This window comes from Lysinibacillus sp. AR18-8 (assembly GCF_001705465.1).
Classification (GTDB): Bacteria; Bacillota; Bacilli; order Bacillales_A; family Planococcaceae; genus Lysinibacillus; species Lysinibacillus capsici.
Window position 1 is genome coordinate 35637 of record NZ_MDGU01000029.1, and the last position, 16471, is coordinate 52107.

At 38.5% G+C, this 16471-nt stretch carries 16 protein-coding genes; 3 read left to right on the top strand and 13 right to left on the bottom strand.

Features of this window, described 5'->3' with window-relative positions:
• The first annotated feature begins 1 nt into the window (after nt 1).
• A complete protein-coding gene (locus tag BFM98_RS19175) occupies nt 2-1072 on the top strand; it encodes a sulfate/molybdate ABC transporter ATP-binding protein (RefSeq protein WP_066038182.1) in 1071 nt (356 codons plus the stop codon).
• Between the two features lie 43 nt (nt 1073-1115).
• Here BFM98_RS19175 and cysI read toward each other — a convergent pair whose 3' ends face one another.
• The 7 genes from cysI to BFM98_RS19205 all read right to left on the bottom strand — a co-directional run bounded on the left by cysI (nt 1116) and on the right by BFM98_RS19205 (nt 8667).
• The gene (cysI, locus tag BFM98_RS19180) at nt 1116-2831 is read right to left on the bottom strand and encodes an assimilatory sulfite reductase (NADPH) hemoprotein subunit (RefSeq protein ID WP_066038183.1); all 1716 of its coding nucleotides are present in this window, start codon (nt 2829-2831) and stop codon (nt 1116-1118) included.
• 123 nt (nt 2832-2954) lie between these two features.
• A complete protein-coding gene (locus BFM98_RS19185) occupies nt 2955-4748 on the bottom strand; it encodes an assimilatory sulfite reductase (NADPH) flavoprotein subunit (RefSeq protein WP_066038184.1) in 1794 nt (597 codons plus the stop codon).
• 43 nt (nt 4749-4791) lie between these two features.
• Complete coding sequence (locus tag BFM98_RS23530) at nt 4792-4941, bottom strand: YezD family protein (RefSeq protein WP_004228347.1); 150 nt, start codon at nt 4939-4941, stop codon at nt 4792-4794.
• On the bottom strand, nt 4941-5681 hold the full coding sequence (locus tag BFM98_RS19190; RefSeq protein ID WP_066038185.1) for a sirohydrochlorin chelatase: 741 nt from the start codon (nt 5679-5681) through the stop codon (nt 4941-4943). Before BFM98_RS19190 ends, BFM98_RS23530 begins: the two co-directional genes overlap by 1 nt.
• Before the next feature lie 12 nt (nt 5682-5693).
• Entirely contained in the window at nt 5694-6467 is a 774-nt protein-coding gene (gene cobA / locus BFM98_RS19195; RefSeq protein ID WP_066038186.1) for a uroporphyrinogen-III C-methyltransferase, read from the bottom strand.
• 352 nt (nt 6468-6819) lie between these two features.
• Nucleotides 6820-7023 carry a hypothetical protein gene (locus BFM98_RS19200; RefSeq protein ID WP_016991509.1) on the bottom strand — a complete coding sequence of 68 codons (204 nt, stop codon included), beginning with the start codon at nt 7021-7023 and terminating at the stop codon, nt 6820-6822.
• A gap of 135 nt (nt 7024-7158) precedes the next feature.
• A complete protein-coding gene (locus BFM98_RS19205; RefSeq protein WP_066038187.1) occupies nt 7159-8667 on the bottom strand; it encodes a leucyl aminopeptidase in 1509 nt (502 codons plus the stop codon).
• Nucleotides 8668-8790: 123 nt separating this feature from the next.
• On the opposite strand from BFM98_RS19205, the gene BFM98_RS19210 reads away from it, so the two are divergent.
• A complete protein-coding gene (locus BFM98_RS19210; RefSeq protein WP_048394429.1) occupies nt 8791-9273 on the top strand; it encodes a divergent PAP2 family protein in 483 nt (160 codons plus the stop codon).
• Between the two features lie 89 nt (nt 9274-9362).
• On the opposite strand, the gene BFM98_RS19215 is transcribed toward BFM98_RS19210, so the two are convergent.
• From BFM98_RS19215 to BFM98_RS19240, 6 genes are all read right to left on the bottom strand, one after another.
• The gene (locus BFM98_RS19215) at nt 9363-9692 is read right to left on the bottom strand and encodes a YuiB family protein (protein ID WP_004228336.1); all 330 of its coding nucleotides are present in this window, start codon (nt 9690-9692) and stop codon (nt 9363-9365) included.
• Nucleotides 9693-9937: 245 nt separating this feature from the next.
• Entirely contained in the window at nt 9938-11731 is a 1794-nt protein-coding gene (locus tag BFM98_RS19220) for a carbon starvation CstA family protein (RefSeq protein ID WP_066038188.1), read from the bottom strand.
• 117 nt (nt 11732-11848) lie between these two features.
• Entirely contained in the window at nt 11849-12592 is a 744-nt protein-coding gene (locus BFM98_RS19225; RefSeq protein WP_054549438.1) for a LytR/AlgR family response regulator transcription factor, read from the bottom strand.
• 6 nt (nt 12593-12598) lie between these two features.
• A complete protein-coding gene (locus BFM98_RS19230) occupies nt 12599-14350 on the bottom strand; it encodes a sensor histidine kinase (RefSeq protein WP_054549439.1) in 1752 nt (583 codons plus the stop codon).
• A 25-nt stretch (nt 14351-14375) separates the two neighbouring features.
• Complete coding sequence (locus BFM98_RS19235; RefSeq protein ID WP_036078588.1) at nt 14376-14873, bottom strand: NUDIX hydrolase; 498 nt, start codon at nt 14871-14873, stop codon at nt 14376-14378.
• 307 nt (nt 14874-15180) lie between these two features.
• On the bottom strand, nt 15181-15555 hold the full coding sequence (locus BFM98_RS19240; RefSeq protein ID WP_048394421.1) for a HesB/IscA family protein: 375 nt from the start codon (nt 15553-15555) through the stop codon (nt 15181-15183).
• 186 nt (nt 15556-15741) lie between these two features.
• On the opposite strand from BFM98_RS19240, the gene BFM98_RS19245 reads away from it, so the two are divergent.
• The gene (locus BFM98_RS19245; RefSeq protein ID WP_048394419.1) at nt 15742-16434 is read left to right on the top strand and encodes a DUF2225 domain-containing protein; all 693 of its coding nucleotides are present in this window, start codon (nt 15742-15744) and stop codon (nt 16432-16434) included.
• Nucleotides 16435-16471 lie beyond the last annotated feature (37 nt).

Genomic DNA, 16471 nt, shown 5'->3' on the forward strand with positions numbered 1-16471 from the left:
AATGAGTATACAAATTCAAAACGTATCCAAAAAATATGGGTCCTTTCAGGCACTAGAGGATATATCCGTACATATTCAGTCTGGGGAGCTAGTAGCACTACTTGGCCCTTCTGGATCAGGAAAAACCTCATTATTACGTGTGATTGCTGGGCTTGAAACAACGGATGTCGGCAATATTTTATTTGATGGTCAATCCATCACAGATCGTCATCCAAAGGAACGCAATGTGGGCTTTGTCTTTCAACATTATGCGCTTTTTCGCCATATGACGGTCTTTGACAATGTTGCTTATGGCCTGAAGGTACGTCCTCGAAAAAGCAGACCTTCAAAACAACAAATCAAAGATAAAGTGATGGAATTATTGCAACTTGTGAAGCTTGAAAATTTCTCAGATCGATATCCAACACAGCTCTCAGGTGGGCAACGACAACGTGTCGCACTGGCAAGAGCGCTTGCTGTAGAGCCAAAGGTACTGTTACTAGATGAACCATTTGGAGCTCTCGATGCAAAAGTACGCAAGGAGTTACGTCGCTGGCTTCGAAAGTTACATGATGAATTTCATATTACAAGTATTTTTGTGACACATGACCAAGAGGAAGCTCTCGATGTTGCAGATCGCATTGTGGTCATGAATAATGGCAAAATCGAGCAAATTGGTAGTCCAGATGAGGTCTATACAAACCCCAAAAGTCCGTTTGTCTATGACTTCTTGGGCAATGTTAATCTATTTAAAGGTCGCTTACATAATGGTAAGCTCATGCAGGGTGAAGTTGCACTTGATGTACCTGATGCCCTAACACATTCAGAGGACAATGCGATAGGCTATGTACGTCCACATGATATTCAGATTGAGAAAACAAGTATTTCAGGTACAGTTCCTGTTAAAATCAGCCACATTCATTTACTAGGACCTATCGTTCAAATTGAACTACGCCGTGAGGATCTTGATGAATTTTTAGAAGCGGAGTTATCAAAAGAACAATTTCATCTTCTTCAACTGAAGGTGGGCGATCAGGTATTTGTAAAGCCGAAACAATTAAAGGTATTTATTCCTGAGGATTATTCTATATAAAAAACCATGTAGCAAATTTTTCTTTGCTACATGGTTTTTATTTTTAATGAAATTCTCTTCCATCATAGACAGCTGTGACATACCCAGCACGAATGACAAAGTCTCCAAAATGTTCGCCCTCTAAACGTTCCTTTGAAAAATGTAGAAGAATTGGTCGTAGCTCTGCTAAAATTTCCTCCTCACCAATATTTTCACGATAGATTTTATTTAAGCGATTGCCTGTAAAACTTGCACCAAGGTACATATTGTATTTACCTGGCCCTTTGCCAATAAAGCCGATTTCACCCATTGCTGCACGTGAACAGCCATTTGGACAACCAGACATGCGAATAACAATTTCTGTTTCATTTAAGCCAGCCTCATCAATAATGGCATCAATTTTTGTTATAAGAGAAGGTAAATAGCGTTCTGCTTCTGCCATGGCTAAGCCACATGTCGGTAATGAGACACAGGCAATGGAATTGCGGCGTAAGGCAGAATAATGCGCACCGTCTGTTAGCTTGTATTGTTTAATAAGCGTATTTATTTGTTTCTTTTTCTGGGGTGTTACATTGCTAATCATTAGGTTTTGGTTCGGTGTTAAACGAAAATCACCCGTGTGCACCTTAGCTATTTCACGTAAGCCAGTTAACAACTGATAATCCTCAAAGTCTTTTATACGGCCATTTTGAATAAATAACGTATAATGCCAATGACCATCTGCACCTTTAATCCAGCCAAATTCATCACCTGTACGCTCAAAAGTATAAGGACGAGCCTGCTGAATTTCCCAGCCTAGACGACGCGTTAATTCTTCTTGGAACCATTCAAGTCCTCTCGCATCAATCGTGTATTTAAATCGTGCATTTTTACGGACAGAGCGATTCCCATAATCACGCTGTATCGTTATTATTTTTTCTGCTGTTTCTAATAATTTATCTGGCGTTATAAAGCCAATTTCACGAGCAAGCTGTGGATAGGTTTCATGATCACCATGTGTCATGCCCATGCCTCCACCAACCGCTACGTTAAAACCAACAAGCTGATTGTCTTCAACGATGGCAATCAGTCCGATATCTTGTGAAAAAACATCTACATCATTACTTGGTGGAATCGCAATACCAATTTTAAATTTACGCGGCAAATATTGAGCTCCATAAATCGGTTCAATTTCTACATCCTGACTATCTACTACCTTTTCTCCATCTAACCATAATTCATGATAAGCGCGTGTTCTCGGCAGTAAATGCTCACTTAGTTTTGCAGACCAATTATAAACCTCTTCATGTAATGCAGACTGGTTTGGATTGACATTACACATCACATTACGGTTCACATCTCCACATGCAGCAAGAGAATCCAATAACACCTCATTGATTTCCTGCATATATTTTTTAACATTCCATTTTAAAATGCCATGTACTTGAAATGCTTGGCGTGTTGTTAATTTTAAAGAGCCATTGCCATACTTTCTAGCCATTTCATCCATCACAAGCCATTGCGCTGGGGTAGCCGCTCCACCTGGTGTTCGTACACGTACCATAAATTGATAGGCCGGTTCCAGCTTTTGTTTCTGACGTTCATTCCGAAGATCTCGATCGTCCTGTAAGTAACTGCCATGAAATTTCATAAGGCGATTATCGTCCTCTGGGATACCAGAGCTTAATGGATTATTCATGGTACGTTCGAGTGTTCCACGTAGGTAATTACTTTCGGTTTTAATACGCTCTACATCACTTGGTTTCCCGGGCTGTGGAGGTAACACTATTTTTTCAGTCATTCTTTATCGCTCCTTTAATCCATTACACCTCAGCGTATTGGGCATACCTGAGGGTTTACTTGCTAACAAAGAGATCAACTCATTAATAAGGGAAGGTTTTCGAGAAATTTGTGTTGAACTCCATTAATAAACGTCACGTTGGTAGCGTTTTTGCTGTTTTAATTCATTCACATAGGCTTTTGCTTCCTCTGGTGTTTTCTGTCCTTGCTGCTCAATAATTTGATGAATGGTTGCATCCACATCAGATGCCATTGATTTTTCGTCACCACATACATAAATGACAGCCCCCTGCTCCAGCCACTCATAAAAACTTGCGGCATTTTCTTGCAATTTATGTTGAACATAGATTTTTTGGTCTGTATCACGTGAAAAGGCTACATGCATGTGACTTAATGTGCCAGCAGCTAGCCAACGTTGCCAATCCGTTTGATAGAGGAAATCCGTAACAAAATGCTGATCACCAAAGATGAGCCATGCTTTCCCCACAATCCCTAACTCTTCTCGCTCCTCTAGAAAAGCTCGATATGGTGCAACACCTGTGCCTGCACCAATCATAATAATTGGCGTTTCATTATTCTCTGGCAATCTGAAATTCGGATTTTTATGAACATAGATTGGTAATGTATCACCTATTTGTATTCGTTCTGCCACACTTCCAGAGCAAACACCAAGGCGTTGTCTACCTGCTGTTTCATAGCTTACCTTGCCAATCGTTAAATGAACCTCTTCGCTATTGGCCTTTTGGCTACTAGCAATAGAATAAAGTCGAGCTGGAATTTTACGCAGTAACTCTACAAATTGCTGTGCACTCCAAGTAAATGGTGTAAATTCCTCTACTAGGTCGAGCAAGTCTCTTCCTTTTGCATAGTCCTTCCAGCCTTTTGGTTCTTCAAATAGCTTAGAAAATTCTTTATGCTCTGTATAAGCAGCAATTTTTTCGAGTAACGGTTTAGATAACACCGTAATTTCTAATTTTTTCTGTAGTGCTTCTTTTATTGTTATTGTTTCATCAAAAACAGTCACTTCTGTCTCCGAATCAAATTGAAGTGCTGTCAGCAATGCATTGACTAATTGTTCATCATTCTCTGGCAGAATGCCAATGCTATCGCCAGGTTCAAAAAGAAAATTAGCTCCCTCAATCGATAATTCAAGATGACGCGTCTCTTTATTGGAGCCACGACCATTTAGATTTATATTTTCAAGTACTTCAGCGTAAAATGGATTTTTTCTTGAATATGTAGATTCTTCAAGTACTTGCGCCCCTTCGGTGTGTGCTGAAGTAGACGTTGCTGAAGTTGTATGCTGAAGAAATTCCTGTTGAACCGCGGAGAACCACTGTGCAGCTGCGTCATCATAATCTACATCGCAATCTATACGAGGAACAATTCTTGTTGCACCTAATTGCGCAAATCGCTCATCAAAGTCCTTACCTGTCTTACAAAAAAATTCATAGGAGCTATCCCCTAAAGCAAGAACCGAATATTGTAGGTGTTCTAATCTAGGCGCCCGCTTGCTATGCAAAAATTCATAGAATTGTATCGCTTGATCTGGTGGATCTCCCTCTCCATGTGTACTCACAATAAGTAATAGATTGGTGATCTTTTTTAAATTACTAGCTTTAAATTTCCCTAATGATGAGACAGTTACATCTATCTGCTGCTCTTTTAAAGCTGCTGCATACTTTTCAGCTAATCCTTGACTATTGCCTGTTTGGGAACCATATAAAATTGTTATTGTTTTGGTAATCGGCTGGGCTGCTGGTGGTGCCTGTTCAACAATTGCTTCAAGAGTTGCTTGGGGAGCACTTAGGTAACCGTTTAGCCAAAATTTTTGTTCAATTGTTAATTTAGGGAGAAGCTCGTTTAATAACTTCACCTGCTCTTCATTAAATGGACTGTTTATTACTTGTAATTTCAATCTTTGCCACCTCACGAATCATCTTCATTTCATATTTTTTAATTTATCGAAGCCTTATTTTTTCCTTTTTCTCAATCTGAACCACATAGGAATTTTGAACAATCAATGTAATTGATCCGTGGTTCACAGTATTTAACATTTGGCGGACATTATCTAATGCTAGATTTACATTTTCAGTTCTTTTATCTACCATTACGAAACACCTTCCTCTTTAAAATGTAGTAATTCATCAATACGTTCCACTAATACTTTTTTCACATTGTCGTCATAGCCTAAGCTTTCACATAACATAATGTTTTGACTGTCAAAGCCTTGTAATCGCTTGGCAATACTTTGTCTTAAAATGCCTGTAAATAATAAATAAGGGACAATAAAAACTTGCTGTTGCTTCCCTTTAACTTGCAGTAACCAGTCTTCAAAGGTTGGTCCCATTCCGTATAAGAAGCATGTATCAACGGCTTTATAGTGATATTTAGTACGTAGCCTTTTGGCAATTTTGGCTAAATCCCTCTTGACGGCTGGATCACTACTCCCACGTCCTATGAGTAAAACACTCGCATTGCTGTTAGGTTGCTGTTTTTCTATTATCCTAGCTTGTAATGTGTCAATTAATCGTTCATGAATGCCAAGAGGCTCACCATATGTAAACTTTACATATGGGTATAGTTTTTGAGCTTTTGCCATTTCTTTCGGAATATCATGCTTTGCGTGTTGAGCAGCTAGTAGGAGAATAGGCATTACGGCAATCGCTGTTGCCCCTTTCCGAATACAGCTAGCAATGCCTTCTGCAATGGTTGGTGTTGCCAGCTCTAGAAAGCATATTTCCTGTATAGTTACTGTCACTTCTTGTTGTACGCCTTGAAGAAAGTTTACGGCCTGCTCTACACCTTCCTTGACACGACTGCCATGTGCAATATATAAAATAGCCTGCATAATCCCACAACCTTATCCCGTTATTTGGATTGGCTGTGCTGGGTTTTGTTCAAACCAATGAATGGTTTCTCTTAAGGTCACAACCTTCCCTACTAATATGATGCTAGGGTTTTGAATCTTTTCCACACACACGATTTCCTCAATTGTAGCTAATGTACCCGTAACAGTTCTTTGCTTAGTAGAAACTGTTCCCCAGTGAATAACAGCCACAGGCGTTTGTTCATCACGGCCATATTTGAGTAATTGTTGACGGATATACGGCAGATTACCAACACCCATATAAATAGCAATCGTATCAATCCCTTTTGCAAGACTTTCCCAACGAATAGCATCTTCTTTTCCGTCCTGCATATGCCCAGTAACCATAGCAAAGCTTGAGCCTAAATCACGATGTGTGACAGGAATACCTGCATATGCTGGAGCTGCTATACCTGACGTAATACCAGGCACAATTTCAAAGGGAATTTGATGCTTTGCTAGCACACCTGCCTCCTCTGCCCCTCTACCAAAAACAAATGGGTCTCCTCCTTTTAATCTTGTGACAACATATCCTTGTTGGGCATAATCAACAAGCGTTTGGTTAATTTGCTCCTGGATCATGGCATGTTGCTGAGGCAACTTCCCGCAAAAGATTAATTTAGCTTCTTTCTTGGCATAGGCTAATAGCTCTTTATTAATGAGTCTGTCATATAAAATGACATCTGCACATTCAATGCAACGTAATCCTTTTATTGTAAGGAGGTCAACATCTCCAGGACCTGCACCGACAATATAAACTTTCCCCATTTCATCTCACTCCTTCTGTCAATTACGCCTCGTTGTCATGGCATTTCAGATTGATTAAACTTACTAATAAGGGTCCTCGATTTTCTAAACCTGACACTTTGCTTTCGGTACAAAAACCTTTACTAAATTAAGATAAAGAAAAAAGGCTAATATTATCCTTAGACACAAAAATGCCTATGAATAATAAAAGCCTCTAGTTTGCTAGTCAGCCACATATTTAATTCTTAGTAATATAATAAGAATAATAAATAATTTAGTATATTCTGTCAACACTAATTTTGATACTTCGTTAGGCACAATAAAAACCAGTTGTCGATATCAAGATCGACAACTGGCTGATCTAATTATGTGCTTACCATGGTCTACGATATCGCGGACCTGGTCGAAAATATGGACCTGGTGGATATGGTCGATAGTTTGGATAATATGGATTGTAAGGATATTGATTAAATTGAGAGCCAAGGAAACTGCCTAAAAAACCACCAAAAAACGGTGCGCCAAATGGCCAAATAAAGCCTCCAAATCCTCCGCCTGGATAACCTCCGAAATTGCGCATATGCTACCTCCCCTTTTTACTCTATCGTATGAAGGAAGATACATCTATCATATGTAGAATGCCTATTCTATCGAGATTAGTGCATAAATCACAAAAAATCAGCGAGAATAAACTCCCGCTGATTGACACGCTTTATTATTTTTCTTCCCCTAAACGTTGGACAAAATTCGCGAGTGTACGGACCATAACACCAGTACCACCCTTAGGTCCTAAATCATGTACAGCTACTGCATCAGATGTGCCTGCTATATCCAGGTGAATCCATGGTGTATCACCAACAAATTCGCCCACAAAACCGCCGCCGAAAATCATATGACCATCACGACCAGGTGAATTATTTAAATCAGCTACATCTGATTTTCGAATTCGTTTTTTATCATTTTCTGTTAAAGGCATACGCCAAACAAATTCATCGGTCTCTTTTGCAGCTTCCATAAATGCTTCAAAAAATGCATCATCATTTGCAAGAGCACCTGTTTTATCCATACCTAGTGCAGTAATAACGCCTCCAGTTAAAGTAGCAACATCGATCAGTGATGTAGCCCCTTGCTGTTTAGCATATGTAGTTGCATCTGCCAGAACTAAACGCCCTTCTGCATCCGTATTTAATACTTCTACCGTTTTTCCGCTGTACGTCGTAATCACATCATCTGGTTTAAACGCTGTATCAGACACCATATTATCTGTAGAACCGATAACGGCTACAACATTTTTATTTGGACGTAATTCACCGATAATTTTCATCGCACCAAGTACAGCAGCGGCACCGCCCATATCACCTTTCATACCAACCATAGAGTCCTTTGGTTTTAAAGAATAGCCGCCTGTATCATACGTTACACCCTTACCAACAAGGCCAATTGGATCTTCAAAATCTTCAGTCGCTTTATATTTTAAGGTAATTAATCGTGGTTCTTCATAAGAGCCTTGGTTAACACATAATATACCACCCATACCTAGTTCCTCTAATTGTGCTTTATCTAATATCTCTACTTCAAAATCGTATTCCACAGCAAGAGATTGTGCATAGTTAGCTAAATCCGTAGCTGTTAGTAGGTTTGGAGGTAAATTAATTAAGCTACGAGCTTCATTGACAGCATCTGCATAAATCACACCTACCTCAAAGCTTGCTACCACTTCATCTAAATCCTCTGCTGTAGTCACAAGGTGAACAGCATCAATACGTTTATTTACTTCGTTTGAAGTTGTTTTATAATGTGGGACAGCATAATAGCCAAGGCCAATTCCTTCACCCGCTAAAAATGCTACATCTGCTGTTGAAATTGACTCTGTTGTAAATGATTCAAGCCAGATGGAATACTCTTTTACTTTTAAAGATCTTAATTCTTTTCCCACTAAACCAAATGCTGTGCGAATATCACCTTCTGTGAGGTTTTTACGCTCATCTAAACCTACAAATACAATACGTTTCAGGTTAGCATGGTCTTTCACAAATGGTAATTTCGTTAGTTTCTTTAATTCAGTTGAGACGTCTCCTGCACTAATCCATGTATCAAGGGCTTCACCGTAAAAAGATGAAAAGCTTGCCCAGTCCTGCATTTGTTCACGATGTTTTGTGACTCCTACCACTAATAGTTCAGTAGAAATCGCTTCAAATGTTTTTGCTTCTTTTACAATATGCATGTAAATTCCTCCATTCCATATACTATTATAACGAAGTTTCTGAAAAGCGCGTAATATTTGCCTATATCTTCTTTTAGAAAATAATGAATGTTATAATAAAAGCAATTATTTGCGAAGGTTGTGATGAAATTGAGTTTACTCCACAATACCCCATTACTAATTGCCCTCTTTGCGGTTCTCTTTGCACAGTTTGTTAAAATCCCCATTCATTTTTTAATGACCAGACAAGTAAAATGGGGACTTTTTACCTCAACAGGTGGAATGCCTAGTTCTCACTCTGCTTCTGTCACTGGATTGGCAACCTCAATTGCCTATGAGACGGGTTTGGAATCCCCCATTTTTGCGGTAGCCGCAATGTTTTCCATTATCGTGATGTATGATGCTAGTGGTGTTCGTTACCAAGCAGGTCAGCATGCAGCCATTTTAAATCAACTGCGTAAGGATTTCCAAACATTGCTTCATGATTTAAAAAAATGGCCACAGATGGACGGACAAGAAAAAATGGAGGAATTAAAAACATTGTTAGGCCATAAACGAAGTGAAGTATTTTTTGGGGCTCTAACGGGTATTTTTATCGCCATCATAGCCTACGAGTTTTTCATCTAACAGACATCAACACATCCTCTAGAGGAGGCTGTGTTTTTTTGTATAAAAAAAATATTCTTTCTTCAATTGAAGAAAGAATACTAAGCACGTTAGAACATTCGATAGCCACTTTTACGTAAATAAATCATCACGATACCAGCCACAATAGAACCCGCAAAGCCACCTGATAAAATAGCAATATCCACAAACTGAAGTGCCTGTAATTTATCAATTAATGCTGGGAATGCAGAGCCTGGCTTAAAAATATAATCTAAGAAGCTTACTTCATCTACAATAAAGATGACAACAATTGGATACACAATTGCCATTAACCATGTCATCCGTAACAGCATATTTAACAAGAATCCGATACCAAAGAACATGACGAAAAATAACAAAATAGAAATGATTAACTGTACTAATGAAACTGGACCATCCATGTATGTATAACCTCCGTTTTCCTCTCATTAGTTTACATGATTACGACACCGCTTTCAATGAACATATCCTTGTTTTCGCTTGTTCGTCATATTTAGGAAAATCATCAATCGATCATCTATGGTTGATCTTTGAATTTAGGGGTAGATGCTTCTTCCTCGGGTATTCGCTTCTCCTTCGTCGTAGATGCTTTTTTCACCAAAAAACTATTGAAGACAAATGCTTATCTTCAATAGTTTCTATGATTTTATGAAGTTGATTGAGCTACTAAAAACTTTGGTGATTTCCAAAGCTGTGCCCATTTTTTAAATGCTGTCAGCACAATTAAGAAGCCAAGCATTAACATGATAACAGATAAAATCCCATTTAACAGATTAAAGCCTGCAGCGGCTGGATTCCAGTATACATTTTTAATCATCCAATAGCCTGCAACGTTGACCGTAATGTATAAATAAGCCAATGGGATAAAGCATGTCAATGCATAGATGCGTTTATCTGCGACCTTCAATACCATCGTCACGCCACATACTAGACCAATGGCTGCCATTAGCTGATTGGATACACCAAATAATACCCAGATTGAGCTTATATCCCCTGAATACAATAAATAGCCCCACATAAAGCAGGCAAGTGCACTAGCAAAAATTGTACCTGGTACCCAATTGGTACGCTTCAGTGGTTTATAAACATTGCCACCAAAATCTTGTATTAAATAACGAGCTACCCTTGTTCCAGCATCAATGGCTGTAAGAATGAAAACCGCTTCAAACATAATGACAAATTGATAGAAGTACGAAGATAACTCTGCGAACCAAGGAATACCTGTAAAGATATCTGTCATACCAACTGCTAGCGTTACAGCACCTCCTGTTCGTCCTTCCAAGTCCATGCCGATACTTTGAGACAATGCTTGTAGATGAACCGGCTCCATTCCTAATGTAGCAAATACAGCTGGTGCTGAGTTAATCGCAAAATAGTCGGCTGGATGAAGAGCAGTAGCTGCGATTAAAGCCATCACACCTACTAGTGACTCTACTAACATAGCACCAAAGCCTACAATACGGATGTCCTCCCAACGATCAATCATCTTAGGCGTTGTTCCTGAGCCTACAAAAGCATGGAAGCCAGAAATGGCACCACAGGCAATTGTAATAGAAACAAACGGCCACACAGGACCGGCAATTACTGGTCCACCACCATGAATAAACTCTGTCAATGGTGGGAATTGAATAGCAGGATTAACAAAGAAAACGCCAATAATTAGTGCAATAAATACCCCAATCTTCATGAAACTACTTAAATAATCACGAGGTGCTAATAAAAGCCACACAGGTAATGCAGCGGCAAAAAAGGCATAGATTGGTAAGATGATAGCTAATGTATCCCGATCAAATGTTAAAAAATCACCGAATGCTGTGCCTTGAATAAGCGGTCCGATAAATACCCCAATCATTAATAAAATAAAGCCTATAGTAGATGTAACAATTAAATTGCCTGTTTTACGATAGGCAATACCCACAAGCATGGCGATTGGTATCGTAATACCTACAGCAAACGTTCCCCATGGATTGCGCTCTAAAGCACCTAACACCACCATCGAGAGACCTGCCATTGTAATCGTAATAATGAATAGCATCGCAAGGCCTGTACAGAAACCTGCGATAGGGCCTAACTCCTCCTTCATCACTTCCGATAGGGATTTACCACCATGACGCATGGAAGCAAATAAAACAACAGCATCATGAACTGCCCCACCAATTACTGCTCCGATTAATAGCCATAGAAGTCCAGGCAAATACCCAAATTGTGCAGCTAGGATTGGTCCAACTAAAGGTCCTGCTGCTGCAATCGCTGCAAAATGATGCCCAAAGGTTACCCACTTATTCGTCGGAACATAGTCTTTACCATCTTCCAAAGCGTGGGCTGGGGTGGGCGTATCATCTTTTATTTTAAGTACTTTCTTTGTAAAGAAAATGCCATACAAACGATAGCTGATCATCAAAATACAAATAGACCCTATCACTATTGTAATCGCATTCATGCAAACACCCCTTTTACTTTTTCCACATCATAGCAAAGGAATGTCCATATTATTCGCAAAATAACTGAAATGTCAGAAATTAAAGTTGAAAGGTAGTAGTTTTCCGTTGAAATGCAACTACTTCGATAGGTCAAAAATTTTCCTTACATCCTTCATATATAGCCTACTTACTGGAATGGAATGTCTGTTATGCACAATTAAATTAAATTTAGAACTACTCCAAGGCTCTAATTCCACAATATGCTCTAAATTGACAATATACGCGCGATGGACACGTACAAAGCCTTTTAAGGTAAGTCTTTTTTCTAACGCGGCCAATGATTCAGAAGCAAAAAAACGCCCCTGTTCTGTCACAACAACCGTTTTACTATCCTCAGAGGTACAATACAAAATATCCTGTATTTTCAATAATAAAATTCGATCGTTTACATAAACTGTTAACTTATCGAGCTTGTCCAACTGAGATGCCTTTAACTCCTCCATTGTTTTTGCTTGCGCAGCTCTTTTTTTAGCTAACAGTTTTTCCACAGCTGTTTGTACCCTTTCTGCCTCAAAGGGTTTCAATATATAATCAAATGCATTGACTTCAAATGCCTGCAAAGCATAGTCATCGTAGGCTGTAGCAAAAATAATTTCAGGTCTCTGTGCATTCAGTAATAATTGTTTGGCTAAGTCAAGTCCATTGTTCATGCCTAATTCAATATCTAGAAATATACAATCGACTTCTTCAAGCTGTGACGCTTTGCACAACTCCTCAAGATTTTCAGATTCACCACAAACATTCACTAATGCTGTTTGCTCTAATAAATATCGCAGTTCCGCGCGTGCTAAGGGTTCATCATCCACAATATATACATTCAAATTTTTCTACTCCCATCTAGTCGCCTTTAACGGCAGTTGAATCATAATTTTTGTGCCCACATCTAACGTACTTGTTATATGAAAATCCGCTTCAGAACCATAAATTTCATGGATCCTCTGATAAATATTCCAAAGAGCGGTCCCTGTCCCCTGTTCGGATTGCATTATACGCTTGCCAAGTTGTTTTACCTGCTCCTTCCTCATACCACAGCCGTTATCTTCCGTTAACAGGACCAGCTTATCATTCACACGTTGTACTTTGACATAGATTTTGCCTTCATTACGATTTTTAAAGGCATGATAAATAGCATTCTCGACAAGAGGCTGTAAGGTAAATGGAGGAATTTGCACATCAAAGAGTGTTTCATCCATGATAAATTCAACTTCGTAACGATTTGGAAACCGTGTTTGCTCAATAGATAAATAAGCTTCAACATGATCTATTTCATTTTTCAATGGAATGAGCATTTGCCGTGCGCCCTGCAAATTGCTTCTAAAAAATGTACTAAGCTTGATTAATAATGCTCTTGCCTCATCTGCATCTGTCCGAATCAAGCTTGAAATAGTATTCAGACTATTAAAGAAGAAATGTGGATGAACTTGTGCTTGTAATGCCTTGATTTCAGCATCCTTTAATAATTTTCGCTGTTGCTCAATTTCAGCATATTCAAGCTGAGAGGAAAATAGTCTACTCAAACCCTCTGCTAGCTCCTTCTTCACCCCTGTCAAAGAATCCGCTTTAGTGAAATAAAGCTTTAAGCTTCCAACTGTTCGATGCTGTACCTTCAAGGGCAAGACAATGGCAGCACTTAATGGGCAGCTAGCGTGTGGACATTGAATTTCCTTTTGAGATGTAGCCATTAAAATTTTGCCTTCCTCTAATACTCGTTTTGTCAAAGCTGTCATGATTTCTCGATGAATTAAATGATGATCCTCCCCAACGCCAACATGTGCTAACACCCCATTTTTATCGGTAATAGCGACCGCATCTACTTTTATTTCTCTTTTAATAATTTCTGCAACCGTTTGGCATGATTCTTCATTCAAGCCCTTACGAAAATGCTCAATTGTTTGTTGGGCAATTGAAAAAGCTTGATGGGTTTGTAATGCCTTTGTTCGCTCCTCTTCATCAATAAACGTTTTAATAATCATGAAAAATAAAAATATCCCAAAGGCATTCATTAAAATCATCGGCATTGCAATTAATGAGACTAACTGTAAGGCCTGCTCAAATGGCTTCGCGACTACTAAAATCACCAGCATTTGAATCGTTTCTGCACAGATGCCGATAATGACTGCTTTCTTATAGGAAAAAGTTTGACGTATTTTAAAGCGTTTACTTAAACCACCTGTAATAAAGCCAGCTAGAATCGTTGAAACACCGCAGGCTATTGCTGTAAAACCACCAAGTGTAATTCGGTGAATACCTGCAATAATTCCTACACATACACCAACAAGTGGTCCACCAAAAATTCCTGCAATGGCGACACCAATTAATCTCGTATTAGCAATGGCCTCCTCCGCATTGATCGTACTATGTATCATCTGATTTAAAGGATGGATTGTCCCACTTTCAATTTTAATCCCTGTATAACTGCTGATAATACATAGGCTACTAAAGATAATAATGAGCCATATTTTCTCTTTCGTTCCTTGCTCCTGAAACAGCTTTTCTCGAAAGAGTCGCCATCTTGACATTAAAAAGGCAAACACAATGATCAGCCCAACTCGCTCTAACATAAATAAAAACAGCTCCATCAAAGGTCACCTCCTAAAAGTCATATTATTTTTTAAAGAATAAACGATAAGAGGTATAACCAAAAATATCACCCGGATTAATCCCTTCTATCGCCTCTAATTGATGTCTTTCAAATTGATTGGAAGCCATTTCCTTTAACATCACAGAGGTTGTTTCATCTTGTGCTAGTTCCTGTGGATACAACCATTTAGCTTCTAAAATTTCTTTTTCTTGAATGGAAACCTGCTGCTGCTCATCTAGCATTCGACAATAAAAAATGGCCATATTATCACTGATGTCATCACGGATGACACCTGTTCTAAATCCAATTAAGCCTGAGACTCTACAATCGATGCCTGTTTCTTCTTTGATTTCACGAATGACCGCCTCATCTACCGTTTCTCCTGCATTAACAAAACCTGCTGGCAATGACCAACGTCCTTTCAATCCGCTATAAGCCTTTTTCACAACTAACCATTGTCCAAGCTCATTCACCGTAACTCCTGATACACCCAACCATATTTTCCCTCGATCTTTTCTCATAACCTTCACCTCTATCTACCTATTATACCTGCTCACTTTCTATGGAATGAAGCATTTATTCTGAATTTTACAGTTAATCCACAGTGAAAATGCTTCTTTCATTCAACCTCAATGAAAGAAGCTATTATACATTGCCTTGAATTTCACTAAATAAGGTCATAAAAATAGATGGTTTTTAACATAGTTACTTACAAACGGGAAAATAAAAAGAAAGAAAAAAGCTCCTTTCATTCATCATGTTTTGCAACATCATCAATCAAAGAAGCCTATTATTGTTAGCCCATTATTCGAATGGATTTATTTACTTTTACTCACAAACCTCAGGTGTACCTTCACGCTTTGCTGTTCTGAAAGACGTACCGCAGCCACATGATGCAATGGCATTTGGATTATCGATTGTGAAGCCACCGCCCATTAGCGATTGTTTATAGTCAATTTTTGTTCCCATCAAAATCGGCGCATCTTCACGGGAAACAAGAATTGTTAAACCATGCTGAACATCTTCAAAATCATCATCTTTTTTCTCTTTATCAAAATGCATGCCATAGGATAGCCCGCTACAGCCGCCACCATTCACCACTACACGTAAAAAAGAACCTTGTTCTTCATTATGCTCCATCATTTCATTAATATGAAAGCCAGCAGCCTGTGTCACTTCTATAATTTGCTTTGTACTTGTCATCCCAATCACCTTCCTTCTTACGTATTATCATAACAATTTTGACCATTGTATGACAAACATTCAGCTTCAAGTCGATTATAAGTTATAATTCTCATATTTTTCACATTAATAGTATTTTTTATTCATGTTAATAAAAACATCATTGGTATAATAGTTACAACGAATTCTTGGCAGGGGGTAATATATATGGAGATCTCACCATATTATGAGAAAAAAATTCAATGTTTAAATTGCAAAAAAGAATTTCCAACATTAAAAGTGCGTTCAAAATTTATTAAAGTAGATCATACGGAAACAGATTTTCAACCTATTTATGCAGATGAAGTGAATGCTCTCTATTATAATGTTTTTGTATGTGAACATTGTGGCTTTTCCTTTACAGAAGACTTTACAAAATATTTTGCACCGGGTATCCAAGATGATATACGTACACAAATTACAGAAAAATGGGTGCATCATGATTTCAAGGGTGAACGTACCGTATTTCAAGCCATTCAAGCCTATAAGTTAGCGTTTCTTTGTGGCACGATAAAAAAAGAAAAAAATGTAGCGATTGCTGGACTAACTCTACGTCTTGCATGGCTTTATCGTTCCTTAAACAATAGTGGACAAGAAGAGCGCTTTATGAAATTAGCACGTGATTATTATATGGAATCTTATTCTACCGAGGACTACAGCTCTACACAAATGTCAGCTGTCCGAATTATGTATATGATTGCTGAATTATCTAGACGTATTGGAGATATTGAAAATGCGACACGCTTCTTTTCTAGAGTCATTGAAAAACAAAGTGTCGGTGGTGAGGCAAAAATTATAGATATGGCGAAAGAACAGTGGGCCATTATTCGTGAAGAAAAAGAACATGCGCGTCATAAATAGGTAAATAAAAAAGTTCTAGCTTGCAAAAAGCTAGAAC

Coding starts and splice junctions, on each gene's coding strand:
- BFM98_RS19175 (WP_066038182.1), top strand. CDS start 2: ATGAGTATACAAATTCAAAACGTATCCAAAAAATATGGGTCCTTTCAG.
- cysI (WP_066038183.1), bottom strand. CDS start 2,831: ATGACTGAAAAAATAGTGTTACCTCCACAGCCCGGGAAACCAAGTGAT.
- BFM98_RS23530 (WP_004228347.1), bottom strand. CDS start 4,941: ATGGTAGATAAAAGAACTGAAAATGTAAATCTAGCATTAGATAATGTC.
- BFM98_RS19190 (WP_066038185.1), bottom strand. CDS start 5,681: ATGCAGGCTATTTTATATATTGCACATGGCAGTCGTGTCAAGGAAGGT.
- cobA (WP_066038186.1), bottom strand. CDS start 6,467: ATGGGGAAAGTTTATATTGTCGGTGCAGGTCCTGGAGATGTTGACCTC.
- BFM98_RS19200 (WP_016991509.1), bottom strand. CDS start 7,023: ATGCGCAATTTCGGAGGTTATCCAGGCGGAGGATTTGGAGGCTTTATT.
- BFM98_RS19205 (WP_066038187.1), bottom strand. CDS start 8,667: ATGCATATTGTAAAAGAAGCAAAAACATTTGAAGCGATTTCTACTGAA.
- BFM98_RS19210 (WP_048394429.1), top strand. CDS start 8,791: ATGAAATTGAGTTTACTCCACAATACCCCATTACTAATTGCCCTCTTT.
- BFM98_RS19215 (WP_004228336.1), bottom strand. CDS start 9,692: ATGGATGGTCCAGTTTCATTAGTACAGTTAATCATTTCTATTTTGTTA.
- BFM98_RS19220 (WP_066038188.1), bottom strand. CDS start 11,731: ATGAATGCGATTACAATAGTGATAGGGTCTATTTGTATTTTGATGATC.
- BFM98_RS19230 (WP_054549439.1), bottom strand. CDS start 14,350: ATGGAGCTGTTTTTATTTATGTTAGAGCGAGTTGGGCTGATCATTGTG.
- BFM98_RS19235 (WP_036078588.1), bottom strand. CDS start 14,873: ATGAGAAAAGATCGAGGGAAAATATGGTTGGGTGTATCAGGAGTTACG.
- BFM98_RS19240 (WP_048394421.1), bottom strand. CDS start 15,555: ATGACAAGTACAAAGCAAATTATAGAAGTGACACAGGCTGCTGGCTTT.
- BFM98_RS19245 (WP_048394419.1), top strand. CDS start 15,742: ATGGAGATCTCACCATATTATGAGAAAAAAATTCAATGTTTAAATTGC.